This is a genomic window from Nocardia sp., assembly GCF_025465275.1.
GTDB lineage: Bacteria > Actinomycetota > Actinomycetes > Mycobacteriales > Mycobacteriaceae > Nocardia.
Genome location: NZ_JAODNK010000034.1, coordinates 40,848 through 64,326, shown reverse-complemented (window position 1 = coordinate 64,326; position 23,479 = coordinate 40,848). Strand labels below are relative to the sequence as shown.

Annotated in this window: 27 protein-coding genes; 14 read left to right on the top strand and 13 right to left on the bottom strand. The window is 65.6% G+C overall.

Annotated elements, in window-relative coordinates; all coding sequences use genetic code 11:
- Nucleotides 1-103: 103 nt before the first annotated feature.
- The gene (locus JWN03_RS08700; protein ID WP_297612347.1) at nucleotides 104-700 is read left to right on the top strand and encodes a TetR/AcrR family transcriptional regulator; all 597 of its coding nucleotides are present in this window, start codon (nucleotides 104-106) and stop codon (nucleotides 698-700) included.
- A gap of 20 nt (nucleotides 701-720) precedes the next feature.
- On the opposite strand, the gene JWN03_RS08695 is transcribed toward JWN03_RS08700, so the two are convergent.
- Nucleotides 721-1,368 (bottom strand): hypothetical protein, encoded by a 648-nt coding sequence (locus JWN03_RS08695; protein ID WP_297612344.1) that lies wholly within the window; start codon nucleotides 1,366-1,368, stop codon nucleotides 721-723.
- Nucleotides 1,369-1,499: 131 nt separating this feature from the next.
- Nucleotides 1,500-1,931 (bottom strand): DUF4189 domain-containing protein, encoded by a 432-nt coding sequence (locus JWN03_RS08690; protein ID WP_297612341.1) that lies wholly within the window; start codon nucleotides 1,929-1,931, stop codon nucleotides 1,500-1,502.
- A 285-nt stretch (nucleotides 1,932-2,216) separates the two neighbouring features.
- Between JWN03_RS08690 and JWN03_RS08685 the strand changes: the two genes are divergently transcribed.
- From JWN03_RS08685 to JWN03_RS08675, 3 genes are all read left to right on the top strand, one after another.
- Nucleotides 2,217-2,660, top strand: coding sequence for a VOC family protein (locus tag JWN03_RS08685; protein ID WP_297612338.1), 444 nt, complete (start codon nucleotides 2,217-2,219; stop codon nucleotides 2,658-2,660).
- A gap of 9 nt (nucleotides 2,661-2,669) precedes the next feature.
- Nucleotides 2,670-3,008 carry a hypothetical protein gene (locus tag JWN03_RS08680; protein WP_297612335.1) on the top strand — a complete coding sequence of 113 codons (339 nt, stop codon included), beginning with the start codon at nucleotides 2,670-2,672 and terminating at the stop codon, nucleotides 3,006-3,008.
- 103 nt (nucleotides 3,009-3,111) lie between these two features.
- Nucleotides 3,112-3,498, top strand: coding sequence for a VOC family protein (locus JWN03_RS08675; protein ID WP_297612332.1), 387 nt, complete (start codon nucleotides 3,112-3,114; stop codon nucleotides 3,496-3,498).
- Nucleotides 3,499-3,535: 37 nt separating this feature from the next.
- Here JWN03_RS08675 and JWN03_RS08670 read toward each other — a convergent pair whose 3' ends face one another.
- Both JWN03_RS08670 and JWN03_RS08665 read right to left on the bottom strand, forming a co-directional pair.
- A complete protein-coding gene (locus tag JWN03_RS08670) occupies nucleotides 3,536-5,128 on the bottom strand; it encodes a GMC family oxidoreductase (protein WP_297612330.1) in 1,593 nt (530 codons plus the stop codon).
- Between the two features lie 167 nt (nucleotides 5,129-5,295).
- Nucleotides 5,296-7,359, bottom strand: coding sequence for an ArnT family glycosyltransferase (locus tag JWN03_RS08665; RefSeq protein WP_441342954.1), 2,064 nt, complete (start codon nucleotides 7,357-7,359; stop codon nucleotides 5,296-5,298).
- A 187-nt stretch (nucleotides 7,360-7,546) separates the two neighbouring features.
- On the opposite strand from JWN03_RS08665, the gene JWN03_RS08660 reads away from it, so the two are divergent.
- Nucleotides 7,547-8,506: an alpha/beta hydrolase gene (locus JWN03_RS08660; protein WP_366914377.1), complete on the top strand. Its 960-nt coding sequence runs from the start codon at nucleotides 7,547-7,549 to the stop codon at nucleotides 8,504-8,506.
- Between the two features lie 12 nt (nucleotides 8,507-8,518).
- Here the strand turns inward: JWN03_RS08660 and JWN03_RS08655 are convergent, their stop codons facing one another.
- Entirely contained in the window at nucleotides 8,519-8,911 is a 393-nt protein-coding gene (locus JWN03_RS08655; protein WP_297612322.1) for a nuclear transport factor 2 family protein, read from the bottom strand.
- A 92-nt stretch (nucleotides 8,912-9,003) separates the two neighbouring features.
- On the opposite strand from JWN03_RS08655, the gene JWN03_RS08650 reads away from it, so the two are divergent.
- Together JWN03_RS08650 and JWN03_RS08645 are read left to right on the top strand one after the other, a co-directional pair.
- Nucleotides 9,004-9,450: a MarR family winged helix-turn-helix transcriptional regulator gene (locus tag JWN03_RS08650; protein WP_297612319.1), complete on the top strand. Its 447-nt coding sequence runs from the start codon at nucleotides 9,004-9,006 to the stop codon at nucleotides 9,448-9,450.
- On the top strand, nucleotides 9,447-10,919 hold the full coding sequence (locus JWN03_RS08645; RefSeq protein WP_297612316.1) for a glycoside hydrolase family 76 protein: 1,473 nt from the start codon (nucleotides 9,447-9,449) through the stop codon (nucleotides 10,917-10,919). The genes JWN03_RS08650 and JWN03_RS08645 overlap by 4 nt, the downstream gene beginning before the upstream one ends.
- A 12-nt stretch (nucleotides 10,920-10,931) precedes the next feature.
- Here the strand turns inward: JWN03_RS08645 and JWN03_RS08640 are convergent, their stop codons facing one another.
- From JWN03_RS08640 to JWN03_RS08610, 7 genes are all read right to left on the bottom strand, one after another.
- Nucleotides 10,932-11,576, bottom strand: coding sequence for a TMEM175 family protein (locus JWN03_RS08640; protein ID WP_297612313.1), 645 nt, complete (start codon nucleotides 11,574-11,576; stop codon nucleotides 10,932-10,934).
- A 51-nt stretch (nucleotides 11,577-11,627) separates the two neighbouring features.
- Nucleotides 11,628-13,205, bottom strand: coding sequence for a murein biosynthesis integral membrane protein MurJ (gene murJ / locus JWN03_RS08635; protein ID WP_297612311.1), 1,578 nt, complete (start codon nucleotides 13,203-13,205; stop codon nucleotides 11,628-11,630).
- 330 nt (nucleotides 13,206-13,535) lie between these two features.
- Complete coding sequence (locus JWN03_RS08630) at nucleotides 13,536-14,384, bottom strand: class I SAM-dependent methyltransferase (RefSeq protein ID WP_297612308.1); 849 nt, start codon at nucleotides 14,382-14,384, stop codon at nucleotides 13,536-13,538.
- Between the two features lie 3 nt (nucleotides 14,385-14,387).
- Entirely contained in the window at nucleotides 14,388-14,732 is a 345-nt protein-coding gene (locus JWN03_RS08625; RefSeq protein WP_297612305.1) for a VOC family protein, read from the bottom strand.
- Between the two features lies 1 nt (nucleotide 14,733).
- Nucleotides 14,734-14,910 carry a CopG family transcriptional regulator gene (locus JWN03_RS08620; protein WP_297612302.1) on the bottom strand — a complete coding sequence of 59 codons (177 nt, stop codon included), beginning with the start codon at nucleotides 14,908-14,910 and terminating at the stop codon, nucleotides 14,734-14,736.
- Between the two features lie 50 nt (nucleotides 14,911-14,960).
- Nucleotides 14,961-16,229: an RNA polymerase sigma factor gene (locus tag JWN03_RS08615; RefSeq protein WP_297612299.1), complete on the bottom strand. Its 1,269-nt coding sequence runs from the start codon at nucleotides 16,227-16,229 to the stop codon at nucleotides 14,961-14,963.
- A 4-nt stretch (nucleotides 16,230-16,233) separates the two neighbouring features.
- Nucleotides 16,234-16,581, bottom strand: coding sequence for a YciI family protein (locus JWN03_RS08610; RefSeq protein ID WP_297612297.1), 348 nt, complete (start codon nucleotides 16,579-16,581; stop codon nucleotides 16,234-16,236).
- A gap of 169 nt (nucleotides 16,582-16,750) precedes the next feature.
- Here JWN03_RS08610 and JWN03_RS08605 point away from each other — a divergent pair, with 169 nt between their 5' ends.
- From JWN03_RS08605 to infA, 4 genes are all read left to right on the top strand, one after another.
- Complete coding sequence (locus JWN03_RS08605) at nucleotides 16,751-17,971, top strand: serine hydrolase (RefSeq protein ID WP_297612294.1); 1,221 nt, start codon at nucleotides 16,751-16,753, stop codon at nucleotides 17,969-17,971.
- Between the two features lie 125 nt (nucleotides 17,972-18,096).
- Entirely contained in the window at nucleotides 18,097-19,323 is a 1,227-nt protein-coding gene (locus JWN03_RS08600; protein WP_297612291.1) for an FAD-dependent oxidoreductase, read from the top strand.
- A 279-nt stretch (nucleotides 19,324-19,602) separates the two neighbouring features.
- Nucleotides 19,603-20,391 (top strand): GNAT family N-acetyltransferase, encoded by a 789-nt coding sequence (locus tag JWN03_RS08595; RefSeq protein WP_297612289.1) that lies wholly within the window; start codon nucleotides 19,603-19,605, stop codon nucleotides 20,389-20,391.
- The gene (gene infA / locus JWN03_RS08590) at nucleotides 20,388-20,612 is read left to right on the top strand and encodes a translation initiation factor IF-1 (protein ID WP_297612286.1); all 225 of its coding nucleotides are present in this window, start codon (nucleotides 20,388-20,390) and stop codon (nucleotides 20,610-20,612) included. The genes JWN03_RS08595 and infA overlap by 4 nt, the downstream gene beginning before the upstream one ends.
- 116 nt (nucleotides 20,613-20,728) lie before the next feature.
- On the opposite strand, the gene dinB is transcribed toward infA, so the two are convergent.
- Nucleotides 20,729-21,955: a DNA polymerase IV gene (dinB, locus tag JWN03_RS08585; protein WP_297612283.1), complete on the bottom strand. Its 1,227-nt coding sequence runs from the start codon at nucleotides 21,953-21,955 to the stop codon at nucleotides 20,729-20,731.
- Nucleotides 21,956-21,975: 20 nt separating this feature from the next.
- Between dinB and JWN03_RS45445 the strand changes: the two genes are divergently transcribed.
- The 3 genes from JWN03_RS45445 to JWN03_RS08575 all read left to right on the top strand — a co-directional run bounded on the left by JWN03_RS45445 (nucleotide 21,976) and on the right by JWN03_RS08575 (nucleotide 23,435).
- On the top strand, nucleotides 21,976-22,251 hold the full coding sequence (locus tag JWN03_RS45445) for an aromatic-ring hydroxylase C-terminal domain-containing protein (protein ID WP_366914376.1): 276 nt from the start codon (nucleotides 21,976-21,978) through the stop codon (nucleotides 22,249-22,251).
- 68 nt (nucleotides 22,252-22,319) lie between these two features.
- Nucleotides 22,320-22,445 (top strand): hypothetical protein, encoded by a 126-nt coding sequence (locus tag JWN03_RS08580; protein WP_297612280.1) that lies wholly within the window; start codon nucleotides 22,320-22,322, stop codon nucleotides 22,443-22,445.
- Nucleotides 22,446-23,435 (top strand): zinc-binding alcohol dehydrogenase family protein, encoded by a 990-nt coding sequence (locus JWN03_RS08575; protein ID WP_297612277.1) that lies wholly within the window; start codon nucleotides 22,446-22,448, stop codon nucleotides 23,433-23,435.
- The last annotated feature ends 44 nt before the right edge of the window (nucleotides 23,436-23,479 follow it).

Genomic DNA, 23,479 nt, shown 5'->3' with positions numbered 1-23,479 from the left:
ATAAGTCAGGCCTGCGTCGAGGGAGCTTTTCCTTGACATGATGTAAGACTTATCTATCTCTTACAACGTGTCAAGGTTATGATCGAACGCATACGATTCTGAAATGGCCGACTCGCAGAACACCACCGCGCCGCCGCGCCGCCCCCGATCCGACGCCCGGCGCAGCATCGACGCCATCCTCAATGCGGCCCGGATTGTGCTCGGCGAGCGGATCGACGCCAGCATGGAGGACATCGCCGCCGCGGCCGGCGTCACCCGCCAGACCGTCTACGCGCACTTCCCGTCACGCGATGCGCTGGTCGCCGCCCTCGTCGAGGCCGCAGCCGCCGAATACGACGCCCTGCTCGACGACGCGGGCCTCGACACCGCCCCACCCGCCGCCGCCCTGGCCCAATTCCTCAGCGCCGGTTGGCGATTCCTCGCCCGCTACCCCCTGCTACTGAACGCCGCCACGATCCCGCGACCCGAGAGCGACCCCCACGACTTCGGCCCCCCGCGACTGGAACGGCTCATCGAACGAGGCCAGCGCACAGGCGATTTCACTCCGTCACTCCCCGCAGCCTGGCTCGCCGCCATCATCTTCGGACTCCAGCACACCGCCGTAGCGCAAGTCGCCACCGGCCGCCTCACCACCGACGAGGCAGAAGCACTGTGCCTCGAAACCACCCTGCGCCTCTGCGGCGTGGAGACACCCCACTAGTCACGTGGCATGGAGGTCGGTCAGATCCGGGGACGGCGCCGGTGGCCTTCGGGGGTGAAGAGAAGGAGGCGGGGAAAGAGCCTGCGCCGCAACGGATCGCCAGCAAGACCGGATCCGAATACTTTCGGAGGCCAATTGGGCTCGGCCCCAGGGTCTACACCATTCCAGAGATGGAATATCACCATCGGGTCGCTGACATTCGCGGTCGCGTAGCCCAACGACTTGCCGTAGAGCGGGTTCGATCCGCCGAATAAGACGCTGGGCTCACCGAAGATGCCGACGACGTCGGTCCAGGTGCGGTCGAGTTCGGTAAAGGCTGCGATTTCGGCGCACAACGCCGTGTACTCGTCACCGGTCAAGGTTCGGTCCAGCTGCAGCCAGCCCCTGTTCCGAGCGACTTCCCCATAAATGGAAGCGAGGGCATACTCGATGTCATTGTGTGGAAGCTGTTTCTGGAGAGCGCCTTTCACTCCGGTGGGGGTGAAAGCGTTGCGATCGCGCCAGGATTGCCGCAGATTCTCGATGCCGTCCTCGTCGCCTTCGAGAAAGTACAGATGATCGAACGTCGTCCACAGCGCAGGCTCGCCGCCGAACATGCTCAGTCGGCGCAACATTCGGTTGACCTGGTTAACCAGGTAGGCATGTATCTGATCGCCGGAACGGACCATGGAACCAGGTACTCCTTCTCCGCGTCACTAATCACCAACGCACCGCGCCCCCGGGCCCACCTGCAACGGCGGTACGCGGCAGCCGGAGGACGGGCGGCGCGGATTGCGTACCGCCCGCACTCCGGGGTGGATCAGCCCGCGTTTGCGGTGCAGGCGGAGGTGCGCACCGTGGCGGTGCTCGGCTCGGCGCTGCCCAGGCTCACCAGGAGCGGGTTCGGGTCCGGGCCGGCGGCGGCGAGTGCATTGCGCTCGGCCTCGGCGCGGGTGTTGCCGGTAGCCCAGAAGAGGTTGTCGTCGCGGCGCGAGTATGCAGCGCAGCCGTCGGCCCAGCGCAGTTGGATCACGCAGTTGGCGTCACCGCAGTCGCGCAGTGCGGCGGCGTCGGCCGAGGCCTGGTCCGGGTAGTTCCACATGGCGACGACGTGGATGGAGCTGCCGCGGTCGGCGGTGGCGAACGCGCCGAAGTAGCTGCCGTCGGCGTGCGCGGCGCCGGCGGTGCCGGTCACCAGTGCGCCTGCGGTACAGGCCACCAGACCCAGTGCGGCTTTACGAGACAGTGTCATAGAGATTTCTTCCCCCAGGTTCGAAAAAACATTGCCTCGAGATCATTACAGGGTGGTACGACAGATCCCTAATGGCGCTGCCCACAACGGAATCCGGCCCAGGCAATCCGGCCTTCGGTCGTGAAGCCGCACCCGGGCCCGGGAAGAGGGGAACGTCGTCGGCGTGCATCGGCTCGCCGCAATGACCGCAACGCGGGTCGGCGTGGCCGATCTTGGCAAACAGGGTTCCCTTAGGGAACTTAAAGGTGCTATGTTCTCTACAACAAAAACTTAGGAAGGTATCCGATGGGCTTCGCACAGCGCTTCGACCATGTCGGCATCACCGTTGCCGACCTCGACACCGCGACAGCGTTTTTCGTCAGCCTCGGCTTGGAGGCCGATCAGAAGATGGCCATCGAAGGCGAGTTCCTGGATACCGTGATCGGCATGACCGGTGCTGCCACCGAGATCGTCATGCTGCGACTACCCGGCGGCGGAACGACCCTGGAACTGTCGAGCTTCGCACGCCCGGACCACCTCCCGGGTTCGCCCGCCGCGCCGGCCAACGAACTGGGCCTGCGCAATGTCGCCTTCGAGGTAAAGGACCTGCAGGCCGCGGTCGACCAGATAGCAGCCGACGGTTACGGACTGGTGGGAGGCATCGGCGAATACGAAGGCGTGTGGCGGATGGCCTACGTCCGGGGGCCCGAAGGAATCATCGTCTCGCTGGCCGAACAAATCCAGAAGTGAGGAGCCATCATGAGCACAACAGTCACCGATGAGCAGATTCGGACTCTGGCCGCGACCGCGAAACCCTACAGCCTGGCGCTCCTTCATTGGGGGCCTGAGCGGACCATGGACGGCGCGGACGCAATCGAACTAGAACACCAGCGCCGCATGGTGTCGCTGCGCGCTGACGGGGTGATCGCGATCCTGTGTCCGGTCGCGTCCGACACCGTAGCCGGAGTCGCGATCATGACCGTGCCGGCAGCAGCAGCCGCCGAGATCATGGCCGGAGACCCTTGCGTGCGAGCGGGCATGATGCGCTGCGAGGTTCGCCCATGCCACGGCTTCCCGGGCGACGCGCTCCCTGGATGAGATCAATCTCCGCACATCGACGCGGTACAGTTCCAGCACCTCGAGACCACACCTTGGCCACCCTTGTCCGAGCGGTGGCCGGTCGCCAGGAAGGGACGGCATCGTGAGGATCTATATCACCAGCGTGTTCGTCGATGACCAGCAGAAAGCCCTCGACTTCTACACCGGGGTACTGGGTTTCACCACAAAGCACGACGTCCCGCTGGGGGAGGCCCGGTGGTTGACGGTCGTCTCGCCGGAGGACCCCGAAGGTGCGGAACTCCTGTTGGAACCCGACGGACACCCCGTCGTGAAGCCGTACAAGACCGGGTTGATCGCCGACGGCATTCCGGCCGCGTCATTCCAGGTCGCAGATGTCCAGGCGGAGTACGACCGGCTGCATGGACTGGGAGTCACCTTCACCCAGGAACCGATGGAGGCAGGGCCGGTGACCACCGCCGTGTTCGACGACACCTGCGGAAATCTCATCCAGATCGTCTCCCCGGCCTGATTCTCAGGTCACCACCCCGCCATGGGATCGGTGGGATTCAGCTCAGGATGATCGAGGCCGCGTGTTCGCCGATCATCATGGTGGCCGCATTGGTGTTGCCGCCGACGATGTTCGGCATGATCGACGCGTCGGCGACCCGCAGTCCCTGCACTCCGCGCACCCGCAGCATCGGGTCCACCACCGCGCGTTCGTCCACGCCCATGCGGCAGGTGCCGACGGGGTGGTAGACGGTGGTTGCCCGGTTCGGGACCTCACCGGTCAGATCTGCGCGGCCAGGATACTGCGGACCAGGGGAGATTTCGGTGTCCACCGCGCCGCTGATCGACTTGGCGGCCATGATCTCTCGGGTCAGCTCCATCCCGTACACCAGCGTGTCCACATCGCGTTGCTCGGCAAGGTAATTGGGGTCGATGGCAGGCGCCGCTGTGGGATCGGCCGACGTCAGCCGCAATGTGCCCCGGCTCTGCGGGTAGATCATCGTCGCCATGACGGTCAGCGACTGCCGCGGATCGGGGGTATGGCGCACCGGCGCATCCTGATTCGGACCGGGATATCCCCACGGCAGCACGTGTAGCTGCAGATCGGGCACACCCGCCGCGTGCGGGGTGCGCAGGAACGCGACCACTTCGAATACAGTGCGGGCCAGCCAGGTGCTGTTGTTGCGCAACGACTCCCGCAGGAACGCGCGGGCGAAATACCCTGGCGACGAACGGTTCACGGCGGTCGGCATAGCGAAGGTCATCGGAATGAACAGGTGATCGTGCAGGTTGTCGCCCACCGGGAGGTCGGCGACGACGTCGATGCCGAAAGCGCGGAGATGGTCGGCCGGTCCGATGCCCGAGAGCATGAGCAGCTGCGGGGAGCCGAAAGTGCCTGCGCTGACGATCACTTCGCGCTCGGCCCGCAGTACTTCGGTGCCGCGCTCGGTCCGGTACTCCACACCGGTGGCCCGGCCGTTCTCGATCACGATGCGCACGACTTGGGTATTCGGCAGCACGGTAAGGGTTTTCGGGCGATCGTCGAGATATCCGACCGAAGTGCTGAAGCGCAGCCCGTTGCTGTTGCTCTGCTGGAAGAGCGAGACGCCATCCTGCTCGGCGCCGTTGTAATCGGGATTGCGTGCCACACCGGTGGTTTCGGTCAGCGCCTGCATGAACGACTCGGACGCGGGCGTCAGATCACGCGAGCGAATCACCTTGATCGGACCGGAGTCACCGCGGAACTCGTTCGCGCCGTCCTCGAAGGATTCGAACTTCTTGAAGCTCGGCAGCACATCCTCATACGACCAGCCGGTGTTGCCCGCACCCGCCCAATCATCGAAGTTGCGCCGGTTGCCGCGCACGAACACCATGCCGTTGACAGAGCTCGAACCGCCGACCACTTTGCCGTGCGTCTGCGGGATGATGCGACCCAGCGCATGCTTCTGCTCGACGGTGTAGTGGCCCCAGTCGATCATCTTCTTCAGTTGCGGCACGCTGTGCAGCGGGCCGATCATGCCGGGCTTGCGCACCAGCCGGGTGTTGTCGCGCCGGCCCGCCTCGATCAGCGTGACGGCGGCGCCGGTGTCGGCGAGTCTGCGCGCGATGATCGCTCCTGCGCTCCCGGAACCGATGACTATGTAGTCCGTCACGTCACAACCAGCCCTTCCGCCCATACAGTTTCGCCGCGAGTCACCGACAAAACTGGAACATGTTGCGAAACTACTCGAAAGCGGCCGCGCAGGAACCCGATTCAGCGGTACAAGAACGACGGGCGTCAGCTGACCTCGATCAGCTGACGCCCGTCGTCGTTGTCGAACTAGTGTGCTGCGGCGGTCAGATCGAAGACCGCGAGCCCACCGACGTGCTGTTCGGTGTAGTGGGCCATGACCCAGTCGAGGATTTCCTTGTTCCCGGCCGGCCGCCAGATGCCGGCGTTCTTGTCCGGCAGGGGAGTCGTACCGGCGGCGTCCTTCGGATCCTTGGCACCCTCGGGCGCCTTGTCGGTCCGCCAGGAGTCGGGCAGGTGCACCTCGGGAACGATGTAGTACCCGATCTGGTGGTTGCGGACATCGTCCTGGAACTGCGGCAGGGTCGGAACCGGATCCTCGGAGGTGAAGCCGCCGATGGCCATGACCGAAGTGTGGGTGGCCAATTCGAGGCCCGCGGCCGGACCGGAACGGTCGATGGCAGCCGACCACTTGGTATTGGTGGCGCGCAGCAGGTCCGCCAGCTTCGGATCGACGTCACCGCCGCCCATCATCATGCTCATCTGACCGCGGAAGGCATTGAGCGCGCCCATATCCCGAGGCGGGGCCGGGGGACCGACGGACGGTCCACCACCGGTATGTGATTCGGGCAGAGTGGCCGCGGTGTAGGCGACGGACCCGGCCAGGCCCGCGAGGACACCCGCGACGAGCAGCACCGAAGTCGCCCGAGTATCGATGCGAGCGAGGCGTGCCGCCACCGGAACAGCGGCCAGCAGCAGGCCGATCGCGGCCAGCACGGTGACCGCCAGAATCGTCCAGCGCAGCCACGACTGCCAGTCGGCATTGCGCTGCAACACCACAAACGCCCAGATACCCATGCTGAGAATCAGTGCGGCGCTGCCGATTCGGCCGAATTTGTCGGCGCGGCGCTGCCAGAGCTCATGGACGCCGAGGGCGAATACACCGGCGATGGCGGGGGCGATAGCGAGCGTGTAGTACGCGTGCATGCCGCCCTTCATCTCGGAGAACGCCACGCCGTCGATGATCATCCACAGCCCGAAAACCAGCGCCGCGCCGCGGACGAGATCGGTGCGCGGTGCGCGACCGCGGGCAATGAGCACAAGCACGAAGGCGAGCAATGCGGCCGGCAGCAGCCAGGAGATCTCGAAACCGATCTCGCCGGTGAACATTCGGTCATGCCCCTGACCGAATCCGCCGAATCCCTGCCGGACACTGTGCGGGATTTCGTAGCCCTCGGGCATCTGGAAGGGGTTCTTGCCGCCCATATGGTTCTGCCCCAGGTAGCGGGCGAAACCGTTGTAGCCCAGCACCAGATCCATGAAGGTGTTGTTCGTCGACCCGGCCAGATACGGCCGCGACGATTCGGGCCACGCAATGGTCAGCAGCACATACCAACCCGAGGAGATAAGCAGCGCGGCCGCGGCGCCCAGCAGGTGCACGATGCGATTGCGCAGCGTGGTCGGCGCGACGACCAGATAGGCGAGACCCAAGGCGGGCAACACCATCAGACCCTCGAGCATCTTCGCCAGGAAGGCGAAGCCGAGCGCGACACCGGCGAGCGCCAGCCAGCGCCAGCTCGCGCGCGGCAGGGCGCGAATCGTGCAGTAGGCGCCGGCGGTCATGAGCAGCACCATGACGGCGTCGGGATTATTGAAGCGGAACATCAGGGCGACAACGGGTGTCACGGCCAGTACCGCACCCGCGAGCAGACCGGCGGTGCGGCTCAGGGTGACCCGGGTGATCGCGCCGTACATCAGCGCGACCGCGGCCACCGCCATGAGCGCCTGCGGCACCAGCATGCTCGCGCTGCTGAATCCGAAGATCTGACCCGACAGCGCCATGACCCATTGCGAAACGGGGGGCTTGTCGACGGTGATGAAGTTGCCCGGATCCAGTGATCCGAACAGCAGCGCCTTCCAATCCTTCGATCCCGACCAGGCGGCGGCAGCGTAGAAACTGTTGCCCATCTGATTGACGGTGATGTTCCACAGGTACGCAATAGCCGTGCCCAGGATCAGGACGACCAGCGCGACCCGCTCCCAGCGGCGGGCGGGTGGCAGCACAGCCGTTTCGGCTGCGATCGGGACGATCGATTCGGGTGGAGCGGACTCTGCGGCCTCAGTAGTGGTGGCAGTCACCCGCGGGAGTCTCATGCGTGAGCCAGTGAGGAGGCTGGCCCGGAGCTGGGAGAATCCTGTGAATTGCACTCAGCAATCGCTTTGCCCGAGTGTGGAACGCTTTCCATTCATCGCGCGTTGGACGTGCGGTTCCCGCAGCGAAACGTTAGGTGATCGGATGAATGTGCACCGTCGAAGCAGAATCTGGCGATGGGCGGCAGCGATGTCGGTATCCGCGGCGATGGCAGGCGTGCTGACCGGGCATGCCTCGGCGGACCCCCTCGCACAGGCTGCGAACGACGGATCACATATCGACCATGTGGTGCCGATCGACGCGCGGCACTCGACCGTGTACGTCTATTCGGCGGCCATGAATCGAGTGATCGGTATGCGTGTGATGCATGCCGCAGATACCAGCATGCCGCAGCCGACGCTGTATCTGCTCAATGGCGCTGAGGACGGCATTGCCGACAACGGTGTCGAAACCTCGTGGGAAACGAAGACCGATGTCGACAATTTCCTGTCCGACCAGAACGTCAATGTGGTGACCATTCTCGATGGCCGCTACACCTATTACACCGACTGGGTTGCCGATGATCCCAGGCTCGGTCGCAATCGCTGGACGACCTTCCTCACCCAGGAATTGCCCCCGCTGCTCGATACGGAACTCGATGCCAACGGCCGCAATGCCATTGCGGGGGTATCCATGTCTGCCGGTGCGGCGCTCTCACTGGCCGAGGACGCACCCGGCCTGTACCGCAGTGTCGGTTCCTTCAGCGGCTGCGCCGAGACCAGCACTGACCCGGGCCGCCGGTATGCGCAGGCCGTCGTCTTGTCCGGCGGCGGCAATCCCTGGAATATGTGGGGCGTCGACGGCTCCCCGGGCTGGGTTCAGAACGACCCCTCCACGCCCGCGAATCTCGAGAAGCTGCGCGGGGTGAATCTGTACATCACCGCCGGTGACTCCGGGTCGGCCGCGGCCGGACGGAGCAATGCCGCCGGCGGCATGCTCGAATCTGTCGTCAGTACCTGCACGCACGAACTGCAAACTCGCACCGAACAATTGGGCATCCCCGCTACCTACAGCTACACGCCGGGTGGCCAGCACGCCTGGCCGTACTGGCAGGACGCGCTCCACGAGGCGTGGCCCAGCTTCAAGCAGTCACTGCGGGAAAACAGCTGACGGACGACTGCCTCAGCGAGCGCTACCCAGGTTCCGGTCCGCGTCGGCGCCTTCGATCATGAGGGTCACCTCCTCGATGCGCCGGAACCGCCCGTCGGGAGCGAAGTCGGCGAACAGGTAGACCTCGGTGCGCACGGCGGTTCCGTCCTTCTTCGTGACGTGCACGGTGTGCCGGTCGGCGTAGCGGCTGCCGTCGTACAGCTCGTCGTGCACCTCCACATAGCCGTCGGCCACCACCGTGCGCAGGTGGGCAATGTGCGCGAGGAACTCGTCACGGTCGTCCCAGTGCCCGTCGGTGCGCTGGCGGTAGTCGGGGGCGAAGTGCCGGTCGGCGGCTTCCCACAGGTCGAGTGTGGGGTTGAAGATGAGGTCGGTGAGTGCGGCGGCGACATTCGTGCGGTTCATGGCGGGGTCCTGTCTGGATAATGCGTGCGCTGCGCACGCTTCGAATTCCATGTAACCACAAACGCGTGCGTTACGCACGCTATGCTGTGGATGTGGAGAATCACGCGGGACGCGAGATAGCCGATGCCCTCGGCGTGCTGCTCAAACGCAGCACCCGCATCGAGCTGCACCGAACCCTGACCGAGGGCATGGGGGAAGCGGTCGACGAGCTGACCTATCCGATCCTCAGCGGGCTGGCCAGGACCGGTCCGTGCAGCGCGGCCGACCTGGCCCCCGATGTGGGACTCGACCGTTCCGGTGTCACCCGCCGCGCAACCCGGCTGGAGGCGGCCGGACTCGTCCGGCGTGAACCCGACCCCTCCGACCGCCGCGCCACCCTGCTCGCCCTCACCGGCGAAGGCGAACGAACCGTGGAAACGCTGCGCGAACGTCTGGCCGACCACATCACGGTCAGCCTCGCCTCGTGGCCGGCCGATGAAGCGACCGCCTTCGCAAGCCATCTCCGCCGCTTCGTCAGCGACGGATTGTTTCGGGCGTGAGCGGACGCACGAGGATTCGGTGGGCCGCCGTCCTCGGAGTCATCGGAATTGCGCTGGCGGCTTACCTTGTGTGGCAACGGGAATCCGCACGCGATGCGAGTATGCAGGCGCTGCCCCAGACCCCCAGTGGTATTCGGGAGGTGAACCCGCAGGTCCGAGTGTGGACGCGGACGATCACGCTGGTCCGAGCCGATGGCGGGGCCGCCGCGAATATCGAGAACGGGCAGCCCGGCGATTCGGCATGGCTCGATCACAGCGTCGACGGCCGTCACGTTCGCGACGGAAGTTTCGGCATGGCAAGCATTTCCGCGGCAAGCACGGCGCAGCGTGGCCCGTTCTACCGATACGCCGGAGGTCTGCTGCGAGCCTGCGGGAAAGCCGGTGATCGCCCCGAGATCCGGTGCACGCGGTGGACGGCATCCACCGACCCGCCGCCCGATCAGCGCATGCGGGCCGTCGAGCGATTACTGGATCGCTACGACCACAGGACCGGACTGTGGGAGCACGACGCCAGCACCTGGCAGAGCGCCAAGGCGCTGACCACGGTGATCGACTATATGAGTCGCACCGGCGACCGCCAATACCTCGCCTATCTCGACGAAACGTATCGACACGGCGACATCGCGCGCACCGGCGTCCCCGTCCAAACCGGATACAACGACGACGCCCTGTGGTGGGCGCTGGCGTGGATCCGTGCCTTCGACCTCACACACGAGCAGCGCTACCTCGACACCGCCCGAAAGATTGTGGACGGACTCGGTGACCAGCAGGCGTCGTTCTGTGATGGTGGACTGGCCTGGGCGCGTGAGGGAATCGATCCGGAGCTGCATCCGTGGACCCAGGTGAACGCGATCACCAACGCGCTGTATCTGAACGCGACCGCCTTGCTGAGCACCCGGATCGAGTCCTCGGATCGCTCGTCCTACGCCGCTCGCGCCGCGACCACCTGGGACTGGTTCACCACCAAGGCGGGCCGCGCCCTGCTCGACCCATCCGGTCTGATCAATGATCACCTCGACCAGTACGGCGGCAGCTGTGTGCTCGTCGACGAGAACCGGCGATGGACCTACGACCAAGGCATGCTGATCAGCGGATTGGTGGCGCTCCACCAGGCAGCGGGTAACAGCGATCTGCTCACCGCCGCAGACCGGATCGCCGCTGCCGCGACGCACGACGGTTCCGTGTTCATCCAGAACGGAATCCTGAACGAGCCCAGTGCCACAACCTGTCCCGGCCCCGACTGCCATGACGCGGAAACCTACAAAGGCGTCCTCGTCCGCGGCTACCGCGAACTGGTGGACACCGGCCACTCCAAGGTCGCCACCGCCGAATTCCTTACCCGCCAGGCACACTCATTGCGCGACAATGCCGATGAGTACGGCTTCCGCTGGCAGGGACCGCTCCGCGACGACGATCATCCCAATTTCGCCACTCAGACAGCAGCATTGGATGCGTTCAACGCCGTATGACACGCTTTCGGGCTAATCGACCGGGGTTGCGGGGGCCTTCTCTCGGCGTTGCACGAGGGCTTCCAGCTGGCCGGAGACCACCAGGATCAGTAGTGACCACAGGCCGATTCGAGGTACGCACACCGCGACGACCAGCGCGATGCCGGTGGCCGCTACCGTAATCCAGCGCACGGCGAGGTCTACAGCGGTGATCTGTTCGAGGTCGGCGAGCATGCCGGCCCGGTAGAGGATCAGCTCCTCGATCCGAATCACGGCCATGGCGACCATGAGGACGCCCACGTAGAGGCCTACCGCCAGGCGGTCGCTGCGCTGGGAGTAGACGTCGAGGACGGTCGCCACCGGGAGGCCGACAATGCAGAGCAGCCACACCATATTGATCCGCAACAGGTGCGGTGTGTAGCCGGTGGCGCGCTCGAACAGGCGGTGGTGGTCACGCCAGAGCACGCTGATCACCACGAAGCTGACTCCGGCGGCGGTCAGCGCATAGCTGTTGTCGGACAAGAATTTCGCGGTGGACGAGGAGGCGACATCGCGGGCGCTGTCGACGAGGGGAAGGGCGATCAGCGTGATGGCGATGGCGACTACCGCATCGCTGAAGTAGATCAGCCGCTCCAGTCCTCGCTGAGTCCGTACCGGGCCTGCTTCGGGGGCGGTCACCGCGTTCACCCTACCGGTTCACGCCCGCGAGTCCGTGGTTGCAGGCGGCCGTCAGGCAGTCAGCAGAGCTCGGGCATGACGAACTTCGGGTATGCCGATCATCTTGGCTGCGAGCAGGAATGCCCCGACGCCAACCGAGGCACCGGCTATCAGCGTGATTACGTGCGCGAGGCCCAGATCGGCAGCGGTGTGCCGCGCGACCACCATGCCCGCGGCGCACGACGCGCCCGCGATGGCGGTCGCCCAGACGACCCGGATGAATGTGTCGCCGACAGCGGTGAATCCGAGAAGTCCGCAGCGCTTGCGCAGGAGCACGTGCCCGAGTGTTGCGCCGACGACATACGCGAGTGAGCTGGAGACGCTCAGCAGCACGATGACAATACGGTCGGGAAAGACCGTCGCCGCGCCCGCGATGACGGTCACCTTCGTGATCACCATGGCGACATTGATCAGTGTCGGAGTCCGAGTGTCGTTGTAGGCGTAGAAGACTCGCAGCTGGAGCATGACCAGCGCGAACGGCGCCAGCCCGAATGCCGAGCACGCGACGGCGATTCCGATCAATCGGGCCGCCGCCGGATCGACGCGCCCGCCGAACACCATGGCGGCCAGCATCGGGCCGAGCAGCGCCATGGCCACCGTGATCGGGATCAAAGCCACTGTCAGATAACGCGCTCCGCGACCGAGATCGGCGATCACACCGCGCAGATCGCCGATGGCGGCGGAACGGGAGATCCGTGGCATGAGCAGTGTCAGCAGGGAGGCCGCGAGAATCCCGTAGGGGACCTGGAACAGCAGATCCGCATACGAGGAGATGGACATCCCGGCGTGGTCGAATGCGACGCGCATGGTGACGGCGACACCGACCTGGCTGATCGCGGCGTACACCAGAATCCAGCCGAGCACCGGGAGTCCGGCGCGCACCGGACGCCAGGTGTAGGGGAGTGGGCGAGCCCGCCAGTTCCAGTGAAATCCATTGCGGCGCAACGCGAATATCACCCAGGCCGCCTGTCCGGCAAGGCCTGCGGTGGTACCGAGCCCGATAGTCAGAATCTGTGCGTTGGTCATAGCTGTCGGGGTCAGCGTGACCGGCCCGGGAACCAGTACGAAGACGCCGCATGTCAGCAGAACGATCACATTGTTGACGACCGGAGCCCACGCCGCCGCGGCAAAGTTGTCGCGAACATTGAGAACGGCGGTCAGCAAGACCGCCACTCCGTAGAAGAAGATCTCCGGCAGCAGCAGATACGCGAACAGCGTGGCCAGGTGCCGCTGCGCGGAATCGGTCACGAAGACCCGGACGATGAGCGGTGCACAAAGCACCGTGATCACCGTGATCGCGGCCAATCCGAGCACCGCCGCCACCAGCAGGCGCTGCGTGAATTCACGAGAATGCTTGCGGCCGTGGCGCCGTGCCCGCATGAGCAGTGGCACCACCGCGCTCGCGAAAACACTGCCCAGCAGCAGTTCGTACACCATATTCGGCAACTGGTTCGCCCCGTTGTAGGCATCACCGACCGCGGCGGTTCCGAGCAGCGCGGCCAATACCAGCGTCCGCGCGAACCCCGTCACCCGACTCACCAATCCGGCAAGCGCGACATGACCTCCCGCACGAGCGAACCCGCCTCCCACACCTGACGGGCCACCGCGCGAACCAGCCCGGTTTTCCAGGCCGGACCGGTTACCGTCCGAACCGGACCCGTCCCGCCGAGTACTGCCCGGTCCCGTGCCTGCCGGCCTGCGGGCTCGGCCGTAGACGGAGTACTGACCAGCTGCGTCGTCCGCCCCGTTGGGCTCTCGGAGCAATAGGGGTGGCCCGGACAGTCGCGGGATCGGCTGTGTCGGGAGGTGGCCGTAGTCGGTCATTGCCCTCGCTTCGGGTATCGGGTGTCGACCCCGATGCTGCCGTCCCGACGAGACTTTAGCCAGGAATTCGCGCTCAAGTGCTGATCACTCGTCGAACTACGTGGTGGCGATGAGGATCTGTTCCGAGCTGGACGGGCGGAGGTTGTCGGCGCGACCGGAGAAATAGCGGTCGGCGAGATCGATCGCGGACACGTGCCGCGCTCCGGAGAACCCGGATTCCTTTGCGAGCGCGATGATCTCATCGGGGGAGTAGAAGCTGATGAACGGATTGCCGGCGGCCCGGGCGAGGCGTTCGGTATTGCTGCGGCCGGGCTGTTCTTCCGGTTCCACCAGTTCGAGGGGGAGTGTGAAGGTGGTCGCGAAGGTGGAGCCGGGTGCGAGTTGGGCGGCCTGCCGGAAGGTATCCGCATTCGCCTCGGCGGTGAGGTACATGGTGACGCCGGTGGAGGCCACCACGGCGGGCCGATCGGCGTCGAATCCCTCGTCCGCCAGCCTTTCCCACCACGATTCGGCCTCGAAGTCGACGGGCACCAGCGTGAGGTGTTCGGGCAGACCGTAACCGAGGTCGATCAGCCGATGGCGTTTCCATTTCTGCGGCCCGGTCTGGTCGACTTCGAAAAGCCTTATGCAGGAAACGATATCGGGTCGTCGCTGGGCGAAGGTGTCCAGGCCCGCGCCCAGAATCACGTACTGGTCCACGCCGAGCGCGACCTGCTCCTCGACCAGGTCTTCGATCAGCCGGGCCCGTGCCACGATGGTGGCGCGAATACGGGCCATGATGCCCGGGTCCATATCCGGGCGTTCGCGCCAATTCTCCTCGGGCGCAGCCAGCTTCAGTCCGATGTCGTCCTCGAGCACATGCGGTTGCGCATCGACCTGCAGATGCAGTGCCCGCCACAGCGCGACCCGCAGAGCGGTGTCCTCAGGGGCAATGGTGTGCAGCATGTTTCAGTCCTTGCCCGGTGCCTGCAGGTTCCAGAGCCGGCCATCTGGATCACGCACGAGCATTTCCCGGGTGCCGTAGTGGGTGTCCTCGAATTCGTTCAGCACCTCGAGCACCGAATCAGGCTGGAACGCCTGCTCATCGGTCACCTTCAGCACGAACTGCGTCCGTGCCTCCTGGTCGGCGGGAACCTCGACGAGGAACACGTACGGTCCAGTGCGGTGCCGCAGCAGTCCGGAGCCGTGATCGGTGGCGAAATCGAGTTCGAATCCGAGCGCCTGGTAGTACTTCGCTGTCTGACCCCAGTTGTGGGTCTCCAGGAATATGCCGTCAATGCCTTCGATAGTCACGTCAGTCCTCATTCTTCGCTGAATTCTGCTGCTGCTGTGGGCTTTCGAGGTACGCCCGGAGCGCGTCGGCCACCAGGGCCGACAAAGACAGGCTCTCTTCGATGGCATGGAGTTTCACCTGCTTGATCAGACTGATCGGCAGGTACACATTGAATTGCTTGACATCCTCGTCGCCCACAAGACGATGCTAGCATGCTAGCATACTAGCAATCTAGCCGCCAGATGCATTTACAGCGAAGGCAGTGCCTCCAGGCGATCCACCAGATACGCGCGCTCGACGGCGTTTTCGGTGAGCAGCAGGGCTGCTTCATAGGCGGATCTCGCCTCCGCCGTGCGGCCGAGCTCGGCCAGGAACGCGGCGCGGGCGGCCTCGAAATACCCGTAGGTGGCTATCGCCGGCTCGCCGGACAAGTCGTCCAGCAGGCAGAGCGCGCGCTCCGGCCGACCCGAAAGGCCTACGGCGATCGCATAATTCAGATGAACCACCGGCGACGGCCATTCGCGGCGCAGCAGCACATACAGGCCGGTGATCTCCCTCCAATCGGTCTGCTCCCAAGTCGGCGCTTCGTCGTGGACGGCGGCGATGGCCGCCTGCAGCGTGTAACGATCCGTATGCGGCAGTGCCTGTTTCACGAGAGCGATGCCCTCGGTGATGGCGGACTGGTCCCACCGGGAGCGATCCTGATACTCCAGGGTGCGCAGCCTGCCGTCCTCGTCCACGCGGGCATCGCTGCGCGCGTCGGTGAGCAGAATCAGCGCAAGTAATCCGGTCACCGAGGGATCATCGGGAACCAGTGCATGCATCATTCGCGCCAACTGGAGCGCCCGGACGGTGAGATCCGGTCGCACCAGCGCATCACCGGACGGCGCGGTATGACCGGTCGTGAACAGCAGATGGATGACCGCACTGATGGCATCGAGCCGGTCCGGAAGCTCGCGCACAGACGGCACCCGATACGGGATGCGAGCCAGCGCAATCTTCTTCTTGGCCCGGGTAATTCGGGCCGCCATGGTCGATTCGCTGGTAAGGAATGCGCGTGCCACCTCTGCGGTGGTGACACCACAGACCAGGCGCAAGGTCAGCGCGACCTGCGCGTCCCGGGACAGCGCAGGGTGGCAGCAAGTACTGATGAGCCGCAGTCGATCATCGGGAATCGCCGACTCCGCATCGATACCGTCAAGTGCGAGATCGGCTGTGTCGGTGTCGGTTTCCTCGGTGACCAGCAGCGGTAGCGTCCGCTTCATAGCCGACTCGCGGCGCAGCAGATCCAGGCCACGGCGTTTGGCAACAGTGGTCAGCCATGCGGCAGGCCGATCCGGCACACCGTGCGCCGTCCACTCGGTCAATGCCTTCGTATACGCGTCCTGCACGCATTCTTCGGCGAGGTCGAAATCGCGGACCAACCGCACCGTCGCGGCGAGCACGAAGGCCCATTCGCGACGGTGCGCCTGCTCCACGGCCGCGGTGACGCGCGCGGCCGGGTCGAGAGCTGTCATCGGACTATTCGAACGCCATGATCGGCCGCACCTCGACGCCACCGAATGGTGTCGGCACCTGCTTGGCCAGCGCGATCGCCGCATCCAGATCCGGCGCCTCCAGCAGGTAGTAGCCGCCGAGCGCCTCCTTCGCCTCCGCGAACGGGCCGTCGGTCACCGTCACCTCACCGCCGGCGCCCTTGCGGATGGAGGTGGCCGTGCCGGTCGGCTGCAGCGCTTCGCCGCCGAGCCGGGCCGCGCCCGCGATCTCCTGGAAAGTCACGTGCTCCTGATAGATCCCGCCCAGCTCTTCCTGAGAGGCGGCCGCGTAACCGGATTCATCTTCGTACAGCAGTACCAAATACTTGCTCATCGTTTCGCTCCTTCGGTTCTGGCACCCCGCTGATTGGGTCGCCGTATCTCTCCGACGAGCGAGTTCGCCGGAAATCGACAACTCCGTGCGATGAATTTTCCCAGATGTGTGCGGATGATCATCGCGTCGCGCGCCGAGCCTCGCGACCGGATCTCTCTATCCTGGTCGAATGAGCCCAGTTGCGACATCGATGGTGCAGGTAGGACCGGATCTGGACGCGGTGACGACGGTCGGCTACGAGGACGATCCCGCGGACGCCTCCCACGACATCGCGGCAATATGGGAGTCGGTGCGCGCCTGGTATCTGATGGGCACCACGCCTGCGATTCAGGTGTGCCTGCGGCAGGACGGGAAGATCCTGCTGAACCGGTCGATCGGCCACGGCTGGGGCAATGCGCCCTCGGACGGACCCGACTCCGAGAAGCGGCTCGTCACGCCCGATACGCCGTTCTGCGGATTCTCCACGGCCAAAGGTGTTGCGGCGGCGCTCATGTTCATGCTGATCGAGCAGGGCGCGTTCGCACTGGATGATCCGGTCTCCCGGCACATTCCGCTGTTCGCGGCGAACGGCAAGGACCGGATCACCGTCGGCGATGTGCTCTCGCATTCGGCGGGCGTTCCGTTCATCACGCCGCCGTATCGAGGCGTCGACCTGGTGCTGGACGAGGAATTGGCGGCCCGGGCGCTGTCCGATCTCGTTCCGAGCTGGCGGCCCGGCCGGTTCCGGGTGTATCACGCCATGACCAGCGGATTGATCCAGCGGCTGCTGGTACAGCGGTCCACAGGCAAGGCGATGCGCGAGCATCTGCGGGAGCAGGTGCTGGACCCACTCGGATTCCGCTGGACCAATTTCGGTGTCCGTCCCGAGGACGTGGACCAGGTCGTGCCGAGTGTGAAAGTCGGCCCGGGTCCCTCCCGAGTGTGGCGGCACCTGGCAGGCAAGGCGCTCGGCGGCGGCCTCTCCGGCGACACCACCGCCGAGGCCGAGCGCGCATTCCTCACCGCGGAACTTCCCTCGGGCAACCTCGTCACCACCGCCTGCGAACTCTCCCGCTTCTACGAGATCCTCGCTCGCGGAGGCGAATTGGACGGCGTCCGGATCATGCGCCCGGAGACTCTGCACACCGCGGTCCAGCCGGCCCGCTGGATCCCCGGTGTAGCCGGTCGCGTCTCGGTGGCGGGCTACGAACTCGGCGCCCGCCGCTCGAAGTTCGGCCGCAATACCGAAACCCATTTCGGCCGAAGCGGATTGACCACCCAGTACGGCTGGGCCGACCCGGCCCGCGGCCTCTCGGGCGCAATCCTCACCAGCGGCAAAGCCGTAGCCGACATGTCCCGCCCCTGGCAATTGGTCGCACAGACCTCCAACACCGTCAGCCGGCACGAGTAACCCGGAACAGCTCGAGTCCTTCCCCTCCTCGGTCATCTGGAAAATAGCGTCCATACAACTAGTTGCACAGTAACTAGTTGTGCGGATACTATCTGTTCAGCAGCACCGAAGGATCGGAGCATGAAATGAGCAAGGCAACAACAGCATTGGTGATCGGCGGCGGCGTCGCCGGCTCGGTGATCGCGCTGGCACTTCGCAAAGCGGGCATAGACGCCACCATCTACGAGCGCTACCCCGTCGCCGCCGACGGCGTCGGCGCAGGCTTGAGCCTCGCGCCCAACGGGCAGCAGGCGCTGCGGGTCATCGGCGCCGACCAGGCGCTCGACTCGCTCGGGATCGATATGCCCGGATCGATCTTCGGCGACGCCAACGGCAATATCTTCACCGAATTCGCCGGATTCCCGGAGCTTCCGGCAACACGAGTGATGGCGCGCGCCGATCTTTTCCGGGCGTTGGCCGACTACGCGGCAGCGCGCGGCGTGCACTTCGAGTACGGCAAGCGGCTCGTTTCCGTCGCCGAAACCGCGGAAGCGGTGACCGCCACGTTCGCAGACGGCAGCACCGCGACCGCCGACATCCTGATCGGCGCCGACGGAATCCGTTCCACCGTGCGCACTCTCATCGACGCGGACGCGCCGGGACCCGAGTACGGCGGTGTGCTGAGCTTCGGCGGCATCGCTCGCGGCAGCGACGTGGAGACGAAGGACGGAATGATGTATTTCGCCTTCGGCCGCACCTTCCTCGGCTACTACCGCGTCCCCGCCGGCGCCGCACTCGGTGTCGGTCGCGGCGGCCACGACGACCCGGACCCGGCCAATACCGATGCCAATATTGTCTGGTTCGCCAGCCTGCCGCGCACCGAACCGTTGACCAGCTCCGAAACCGGCAAAATCTCCAACGCGGAATGGCTGACACAGCTGGGTGAGCTGTATACCGGCCATGTGCCGGGCGAAACCCTGCTCGCGCACACCGCGCCCGAGGATCTGACCGTCGTCGGCCCGATGGAACTGATGCCGTCGGTACCGACCTGGCACCGCGGGCGCATCGTGCTGGTCGGCGATTCCGCGCACGCCCCGTCCTCCAGCTCCGGCCAAGGCGCCTCACTGGCTATCGAAAGTGCCATCGAACTCGCTCGCTGCCTGCGCGACCTCCCCGTCGCCGACGCCTTCACCGCCTATGAGCAATTGCGCCGCCCGCGAGTGGAGGCCATCGCAGACGGCGCCCGCGGCGCGAACAAGGCTAAAGCCGAAGGCAAGCCGACCGGCCGCCCCGCCTTGCCCGATCCGGAAGAAATGTTCCGCCACACCCACTGCCACACCATCGATTGGGATCAGGCCGTCACTCCAGCGTGAAATCGGCCTGAGCGGTAAAAATCGGCTTCAAGCAATAGATTTCGCCGCGATAGGGGTGTGTGACCACTCGGGCTGCCCGCTGCCGGTCGGTCGCCGAAAAAGAAGTGGCCCGTGCGCCGGTGTCGTGGGTAACCTGTCGGGACCGTGACAACGTACGAGGAGGTGAGACCCATGAGCAATGCATCGAAATGGGTGCTCCCCCTTGCCGTCACGGTTGGGCGAACGTCGTAGTTGTCGCCGGGAGCGCCTGAGCACAGGCAATCCCGAGAGGCGACAACCATGTATTCACAACATTTCACGTTCGACACAGGCGAGCCCGCCGCCATCATCACGCGGGTCGCGGACACCAGCTGGCACGCCGAAGCGGACGGCCGAGTGGTCGGCAGCGGCGACGTGGCCCGGCGGCCGGACGGGCGGCTCTTCGTCAGCGTCGACGCCTGGCACGCCACCGTATTCGACCAGCTCGCCGCGGCTCTGCGGGCCGAGCTGCCACGGCCGCTGTACACCGTGGTGGACGAGGTCGAGATCGACCTGACCGCAGGCTGGCAGCGGGCGGGCTTCACGCCGCGCCGCCGCGAGTGGGAGTATTCCGTGCCCACCGACCCGGCGGTCACCGGACTCGACGCCGGCGCACCGCCGCCAGGGGTCACGATTGTGGCCGCGGCGGAAGCTCCGCTGCGGGCATTGGACCGGGCGATCCGCGATGAAGTCGAAGCGACCGTCGGCTGGCAGAACATGCCTGCCGAAGTGCTGCCCCGCCCGGACGGCGACACAGTCGTCGACCCGTCCAAATACGCGGTCGCGATGCGATCGGGCCGCTATATCGGGCTGATTCGCGTAGTGCAGGCGACCAGGCAGCCGCGCATCGGCCTGATCGCGGTCCGTGCCGGGGAGCAACGCACCGGCGTGGGACGGGCGCTGCTCGCGCACGCGCTGGGCACGCTGCACCAGGCCGGGCTCGGCCCGGCGTACACCGAGGTGAACGAATCCAACGCTGCGGCAACAGCATTGTTCAACGGCATCGGCGCCCGGCGCGTCGGCAGCAACCTGGAAATGGTGCTGCCATGACCAAGACAAGCAAGGGCATCGAGATCGAGGGCACCGTGCTGCAGTGCCTGCGCAGCGCTACCTTCACAGTGGAGCTCGCCAACGGGCACACCGTGCTCGCGCACATCAGCGGCAAGATACGAAAGAACTACATCAAGATCGTGCCCTACGACCGAGTCCTGGTGGAGCTGAGCCCATACGACCTGTCCCGCGGCCGAATCCTCTTCCGATATCGGACGTAACCGGCCCCGATCCGCTACGCCGCGACCCCCGCGGCATAGCGGATGGCGGTTGCTCCTGGCACGTGACGAATCGCGCTGTGGCTGGAATGACCAGCGGCAGCGATGTTTTGGGTTGTTCAGTCGGGGAGCATCGGTATCGAGAATCCCTCGCCGCGACCCAGGAGGGCGGCGCGGGTTACGGTGCCGGCGCCGAAACGGTCGTGTAGTGCGTCCAGGGTGGAATCGAGGGTGGAGTCTGCACGGGATTCGAGGGGGAGGGTCAGTTGCATGGTGTCGGCATTGTCGAGGTTGGTCAGTGACAGTCCGATGAGGGTCAGGCCGCGCTCGTGAATGCTGGGTAGTGCGGCGGCCAGGAGTGTGCGGGCGGCATGCAGGACGACCGGGCTGTGGTCGGTTGCCTGTGGCAGGGTGTGTGAGCGGGTTGCCCGGGTGAAGTCGTCGAATCGCAAGCGCAGCACCACGGTTCGGCAGACGCGGTCAGCGGCGCGCAGGCGGCGGCCGAGTCGATCGGCCAGGCCGTGGAGATATGCTTCGAGCTCGTCGTCGGCGCGGGCGCGGCGGCCGAGGGCGCGCTGCGCGCCGATGGATCGCCGGCGCTTCCCGGTCTCGACCCGGCGCGGATCGCGTGCCCACGACAGGGCGTACAGATGCCGCCCGGCACCCTGGCCGACCGTCGCGGCCAATGCGCCTTCGCCCAGTTCCGCCAGCTGTCCGACCTTGGTGATGCCTCGCTCACGCAGTTCCCGTGCGGTCACCTCGCCGACGCCCCACAGTCGCTCCACTGGGAGCGGATGCAGGAACTCCAGCTCTCGATCGGGCGGAACCTCCAGCAGCCCATCGGGTTTCGATACGGCACTGGCCACCTTGGCGAGGAATTTGGTGCGCGCCACACCGACCGAAATCGGCAGTCCAGCCTCGTCGCGCACCCGTGCGCGCAGCCTGCGCGCGATCTCCACCGGGGTTCCAGCAATCCGCCACAATCCACCGACATCCAGGAACGCCTCATCGATCGACAGGCCCTCCACCTCCGGCGTGGTGTCCCGGAAAATATCGAACACCGCCCGGCTCGCCTGCGCGTAGGCGTCCATCCGCGGCGGCACCACAATCGCGTGCGGGCACAGCCGCAGCGCTTGGCGCGCATTCATCGGCGTGCGCACGCCGAATGCCTTCGCCTCATAGCTGGCAGCCAGCACCACCCCGGACCCGACAAGCACCGGCTTCCCGCGTAGCCGCGGATCGTCCCGCTGCTCGACCGAGGCATAGAAGGAGTCGAGATCCGCATGCAGAATCGACGCCCGCTCGGGGCGGCTCGGCTTATCGATCGCGGCACCTGACACGAACATATGTTCGCATACACCTCGGCGTGTCTGCCCCGCCGCGCCGGAATTGGTCTCCTGACGCAGGGTTAGGTCAGGCCGTGTTCGAGAATGTCGAAGGATCGGTTGATCAGGCTCAGCGCTCGCTCACGTTCGCGGACCCGCACAACGAATGGCGCGATCGAAACGAATTGACCGGTGGGAGAGCGCTACTTGTGCGCCCGGACGGCCACATTGCAGCCCGTTCCGACGAAGGCCTGGCTCCCGCAATGTTGACCGCTTTACTGCGGCGAATCATGGGTACGGAGGCAATCACCGGCTGACGGAATACTCGCGGACCCGATGTGTTTCCATTCCATGGAATGGAAATTTGTCGACCCAAAGTCTGACCATGACAGCCAGGGATCGTCCAGCTGAGGTGTTCGAGTGCCTCCTGGGCGTGCAGATCCTGCTGGGGAATGCGGTCGACGCCCGGCTGCGGCGGCGTCTGAACGCCGACATGAGGAGACGTGCCTAGATGATCGAGTCACCCGCCACCATGCGCGCCGTTGTTCTCGATGCGCCCGGACCGCCCGAAGCGCTCCAGCTCCGTGACCTGCCGATACCGATGCCCGAGCCTGGACAGGTGCTGATTCGGGTGAAAGCGTTCGGGCTCAACCGATCCGAGCTGCACACCCGGCTCGGATTGGCCGAAGGAGTCACCTTTCCCCGAGTGCTGGGCATCGAAGCCGTCGGTGTCGTCGCGGACTGTCCCGGCGCCGAGTTCCCGGTCGGTCAACAGGTCGCCGCGATGATGGGCGGCATGGGCCGCACCTTCGACGGCGGTTACGCCGAATACACCAGTGTCCCTGCCGCACAGGTGGTCCCGTTCACCAGCAGCCTGGACTGGGCCGTCCTCGGCGCCGTCCCGGAGATGTTGCAAACCGCCAACGGATCTCTGACCACCGGCCTGGATGCGCAGCCCGGCCAATCGATTTTGATCCGCGGCGGCACCTCCTCGGTCGGCATGATCACCGCGGTTCTCGCGAAACAGCGCGGAATGACGGTGCTCTCCACTACCCGCGATCCCGCGAAAGCGGACGCGCTCAAGCAAATCGGAGTCGACCACGTCCCCATCGACACCGGTGCGGTCGCCGCAGAAGTCCGTGCGATCGTCGACGGCGGTGTCGATACCGCACTCGAGCTGGTCGGCACACCTACCCTGCCGGACACATTGCGCGCCACCACAATCCATGGCGTGGTGTGCTTCACCGGGATGTTGTCCAACCAATGGACCGTCGAAAATTTCTACCCCAACGCCTACTTGCCGCGCGGCGTCCGGCTAGCCGCCTACAGCGGCGATGCCAGCGACCTCTCCGCTGAGGTCCTCCAGGAGTTCCTCGACACGGTCGCGGACGGCGGCGCCACCGTCCCCATCCACCGCATCTTCACCCTCGACCAGATTCGAGAGGCCCACGCCTACATGGAATCCGGCAAATCCGTCGGCAAGCTCGTAGTCCTCACCTGACCCGGGCCGTTGCCCAGTCCTCCGAGGCGAATTCGACGCATCGG

Coding starts and splice junctions, on each gene's coding strand:
- JWN03_RS08700 (WP_297612347.1), top strand. CDS start 104: ATGGCCGACTCGCAGAACACCACCGCGCCGCCGCGCCGCCCCCGATCC.
- JWN03_RS08695 (WP_297612344.1), bottom strand. CDS start 1,368: ATGGTCCGTTCCGGCGATCAGATACATGCCTACCTGGTTAACCAGGTC.
- JWN03_RS08690 (WP_297612341.1), bottom strand. CDS start 1,931: ATGACACTGTCTCGTAAAGCCGCACTGGGTCTGGTGGCCTGTACCGCA.
- JWN03_RS08685 (WP_297612338.1), top strand. CDS start 2,217: ATGGGCTTCGCACAGCGCTTCGACCATGTCGGCATCACCGTTGCCGAC.
- JWN03_RS08680 (WP_297612335.1), top strand. CDS start 2,670: ATGAGCACAACAGTCACCGATGAGCAGATTCGGACTCTGGCCGCGACC.
- JWN03_RS08665 (WP_441342954.1), bottom strand. CDS start 7,359: ATGAGACTCCCGCGGGTGACTGCCACCACTACTGAGGCCGCAGAGTCC.
- JWN03_RS08660 (WP_366914377.1), top strand. CDS start 7,547: ATGTCGGTATCCGCGGCGATGGCAGGCGTGCTGACCGGGCATGCCTCG.
- JWN03_RS08655 (WP_297612322.1), bottom strand. CDS start 8,911: ATGAACCGCACGAATGTCGCCGCCGCACTCACCGACCTCATCTTCAAC.
- JWN03_RS08630 (WP_297612308.1), bottom strand. CDS start 14,384: ATGCTGCACACCATTGCCCCTGAGGACACCGCTCTGCGGGTCGCGCTG.
- JWN03_RS08615 (WP_297612299.1), bottom strand. CDS start 16,229: ATGACAGCTCTCGACCCGGCCGCGCGCGTCACCGCGGCCGTGGAGCAG.
- JWN03_RS08610 (WP_297612297.1), bottom strand. CDS start 16,581: ATGAGCAAGTATTTGGTACTGCTGTACGAAGATGAATCCGGTTACGCG.
- JWN03_RS08605 (WP_297612294.1), top strand. CDS start 16,751: ATGAGCCCAGTTGCGACATCGATGGTGCAGGTAGGACCGGATCTGGAC.
- JWN03_RS08600 (WP_297612291.1), top strand. CDS start 18,097: ATGAGCAAGGCAACAACAGCATTGGTGATCGGCGGCGGCGTCGCCGGC.
- JWN03_RS08595 (WP_297612289.1), top strand. CDS start 19,603: ATGTATTCACAACATTTCACGTTCGACACAGGCGAGCCCGCCGCCATC.
- infA (WP_297612286.1), top strand. CDS start 20,388: ATGACCAAGACAAGCAAGGGCATCGAGATCGAGGGCACCGTGCTGCAG.
- dinB (WP_297612283.1), bottom strand. CDS start 21,955: ATGTTCGTGTCAGGTGCCGCGATCGATAAGCCGAGCCGCCCCGAGCGG.
- JWN03_RS08580 (WP_297612280.1), top strand. CDS start 22,320: ATGACAGCCAGGGATCGTCCAGCTGAGGTGTTCGAGTGCCTCCTGGGC.
- JWN03_RS08575 (WP_297612277.1), top strand. CDS start 22,446: ATGATCGAGTCACCCGCCACCATGCGCGCCGTTGTTCTCGATGCGCCC.